The 3,006-nt window shown below is 53.7% G+C and carries 5 protein-coding genes and 1 riboswitch; all 5 genes read left to right on the top strand.

Translation table 11 applies throughout. From position 1 onward, the window contains the following. Window positions 1-334: 334 nt before the first annotated feature. Complete coding sequence (locus ACUVTA_RS09285; protein ID WP_445952654.1) at window positions 335-550, top strand: hypothetical protein; 216 nt, start codon at window positions 335-337, stop codon at window positions 548-550. A 76-nt stretch (window positions 551-626) separates the two neighbouring features. After that, window positions 627-851 carry a winged helix-turn-helix domain-containing protein gene (locus ACUVTA_RS09280; protein WP_445952653.1) on the top strand — a complete coding sequence of 75 codons (225 nt, stop codon included), beginning with the start codon at window positions 627-629 and terminating at the stop codon, window positions 849-851. 181 nt (window positions 852-1,032) lie between these two features. Then, a complete protein-coding gene (locus ACUVTA_RS09275; protein WP_445952652.1) occupies window positions 1,033-1,362 on the top strand; it encodes a hypothetical protein in 330 nt (109 codons plus the stop codon). A gap of 11 nt (window positions 1,363-1,373) precedes the next feature. Further along, window positions 1,374-1,592, top strand: coding sequence for a HAMP domain-containing protein (locus tag ACUVTA_RS09270; protein WP_445952656.1), 219 nt, complete (start codon window positions 1,374-1,376; stop codon window positions 1,590-1,592). Window positions 1,593-1,823: 231 nt separating this feature from the next. Beyond that, the gene (locus ACUVTA_RS09265; RefSeq protein WP_445952655.1) at window positions 1,824-2,720 is read left to right on the top strand and encodes a phosphate ABC transporter substrate-binding protein; all 897 of its coding nucleotides are present in this window, start codon (window positions 1,824-1,826) and stop codon (window positions 2,718-2,720) included. 143 nt (window positions 2,721-2,863) lie between these two features. After that, window positions 2,864-2,984, top strand: a riboswitch (molybdenum cofactor riboswitch). Window positions 2,985-3,006 lie beyond the last annotated feature (22 nt).

Genomic DNA, 3,006 nt, shown 5'->3' with positions numbered 1-3,006 from the left:
TGCTATGGTCAACATGCCGACGGTTATGTAACTAAGCGCTTTTTTACGCGGTGACTTCATATTTGATTCCCCCTTCGAAAAAAGTTTTTAAACTTGCAATCCGCCCGTTTTTTTCTGCTGCTTCCTGTTCATTTTCACCTCCCCCGCTGCGGTTCACTTGTAGCTTAACCCTAATTCTCGCTATCCGTCATTAAACCGGAATTAGAAGTAGATTAAAAGTTGCTTAAGGAACCAGTTCCGTGAAACCATGATTCCAGGTGGAGGCCAGCAGGCGGAGATTTTAAGGTTTTTTAATCTTGCTGCGCTATAATCGGGGTAGTAAGGGGTGGGGCCTGTGGAAAAAGAGAAAAAAGCAAGGATCCTGGTGGTTGAAGATGACCCGACTCTGGCGCGCTTCTTGGAACTAGAGCTAGACCACGAAGGGTACACGGTGGAAACGGTAGGCAACGGTCACACGGCGGTGGTCCGGGCGCTGGAGGAGGATTGGGACCTTAGAGCTTCTGGCCCGGGTGCGGGCGCGGCTGCGGCGGCAGGGGACTACCCCCGATAGCGAAGTTTTAAGGGTCGGCGACCTCGTGATTTGCCGGCGGACTTATTCAGTTATCCGGGGAGGAAACCAGATACCTTTGACCAAGAGGAAGTTTGATCTCCTTTGGTACCTTGCGGCTAACGCGGGTGCAGTTTTGGACCACGAAACGATCCTGAACCGCGTCTGGGGGTTCGATTACTTCGGCAATACCAATATAGTCGATGTTTATATCCGCTACCTGTGGGCTAAAGTAGACGACCCGTACCCGCGGAAACTTATCCACACGGTACGCGGGGTCGGCTACGTGCTGCGGGGGGAATAAGAGATGAAAATCACCTGGCGGTTGATGGCATGGTACACCATGACGCTAGTGCTTATTTTAATGGTGGTGCTAACCGCGGTTTTCTTCGGGATGAGGCACCTGTTAGTAGCCGAGGCTACCCGAGAAGCAGAGGTGGCTGTGGCAACCGTCAAGCAATTGGCCGGGAAGGCGGAGGAAGAAAGTGGATTTAGAAGACCCGGAACTGACCCAAACGGCCGGCAGCCCCCTGCTCTGGGTCCAGATTACAGGTCCGGAAGGCAACGTGCTCCAACGTTCCCGGTCTTTGGGGCAAGCGACGCTCCCCGTCTGCGTGGGGCCACCGGTAGAAAAACGGCTTTTCGGACAAAACGTGCTACTCCTTGGGGAAAAACTGCCCCAAGCCTCGGTGCAGGTAGCCCGGCCACTTTCGCAGGAATACCGCTTCCTTTTTGCCCTGCTCCACCTCTCCTTAACCTTAGGGCTGCTTGGTACGGGACTGGCTGCTGCAGGGGATGGGGGCTTACTAACTTAGCGTTGCGGCCAGTGCGAATGCTTACCCAGGTGATGCTCACGATAGGTTTAAGCGATCTGACCCGGCGGGTAGAGTTAAAAGGGCCGCAGGATGAGCTCTACGCGCTGGCGCAGGCCTTCAACCAGATGTTGAACCGTCTCGAAGAAGGCTTCGAAAAGCAAAAGGGCTTCCTGGCGGCAGTTTCTCACGATCTACTAAAGGGAGCATTTTTACGCTGGTTTTACCGCTAACGGGGCGGGAGGATTTAACCTAAAATTAAAGCTCACGTAATATTCCTTTAACAAAAACGTATTACCATTCCGATTAGGCGCCCTTGGTAGTATTGGTATTCTCGCCCGAGAAAAGTCACGGACCAAAATAAGGAGGTGAGACCTTTCGGTAAAACCTTGTGCTCTTCTTGGGGTGATTAGAAAAACCAACCCGAAAAGGCTTTAACTGGTAAAACATTTTGGTAAGGGGGGATTCTCTTGCGACGGAAAGGCTTGCTATTTTTACTTGTAGGGCTTTTAGCGGTTGCGTTTATAGCTTGCGGCTGCGGCAAAAAACAGCCGGCTGGGCAGCAGCCCGCCGGTCAGACGCCGGCGCGGGAACAACTTTCCGGGACGATTGTGGTAGCTGGTTCTACAGCGTTGCAGCCGCTGGTCGAAGAGGCGGCGAAGCGGTTTATGGAAAAGAACCCTGGGGTTCAGATTACCGTTCAAGGCGGCGGCAGCGGCACCGGGCTCAGCCAGGTGAGCCAGGGGGCTTGTGATATCGGGATGTCAGATATCTTTGCCGAGGAAAAGAAAGGGCTTGACGCGGCCGCACTAAAAGATCACCAAATTGTGATTCAGGCTTTCGCCGTGGTGGCTAACCCGGATGTAGGCGTGGAAAACCTTACCAAGAAGCAGATCCAGGATATCTTCACCAGGAAGATTACCAACTGGAAAGAGGTCGGCGGGAAGGACGAGAAGATCTTCATCGTGAACCGGCCTAAGGCCTCCGGCACCCGGGCGACGTTCACCCGGTACCTGATGGACGGAAAAGAACCGGCTCAAGGAGATATAGAGCAGGACTCTTCCGGTACGGTCCACAAGATCGTCAGCGAAACGCCGGGGGCGGTCAGTTACCTTGGCCTCGCCTATCTGGACAACAAGGTAAAAGCGATCAAGATTGATGGGGCGGCACCCACTGAAAAAGATATCGCCGCAGGCAAGTACCCGTTCTGGTCTTTCGGCCACATGTACACCAAAGGCGAGCCTAACAAGGTAGTCAAGGCTTTTATCGACTTCATTCTGAGCGACGAAATCCAGCAGGGTTTAGTGAAAGAGATGCATTTCTTCCCGGTCGCCGGGATGAAGGTCGAACGCCGGCCCTAACGTTTTAAACAGCGGTTTACCTGAGGGAGGGACTCTGGAGGTTACGGGTGCCTCCCCTTTTTGTTTTGACGTGCGCTAAAATGAGACTTCTTGCCGGACGAAATTTTGCGCATCAGTAGGAAAATGGTAACGGACGGCGAAAATTAATGGTAAACCTCCGAGCCCGCTCACCTAAGGCGGCAAAAAGCTAAGGGGCCAGGGCCGATAGGGTGCACCTGGAAACGGGTGCGCCTCCCGGCGGAAAGGAGGTGGCCAAGTGGTTTTCATCACCGTTCCGGCCGGGTGT

This window comes from Thermodesulfitimonas sp. (assembly GCF_052743955.1).
This window is presented reverse-complemented; position numbering and strand designations above follow the sequence as displayed.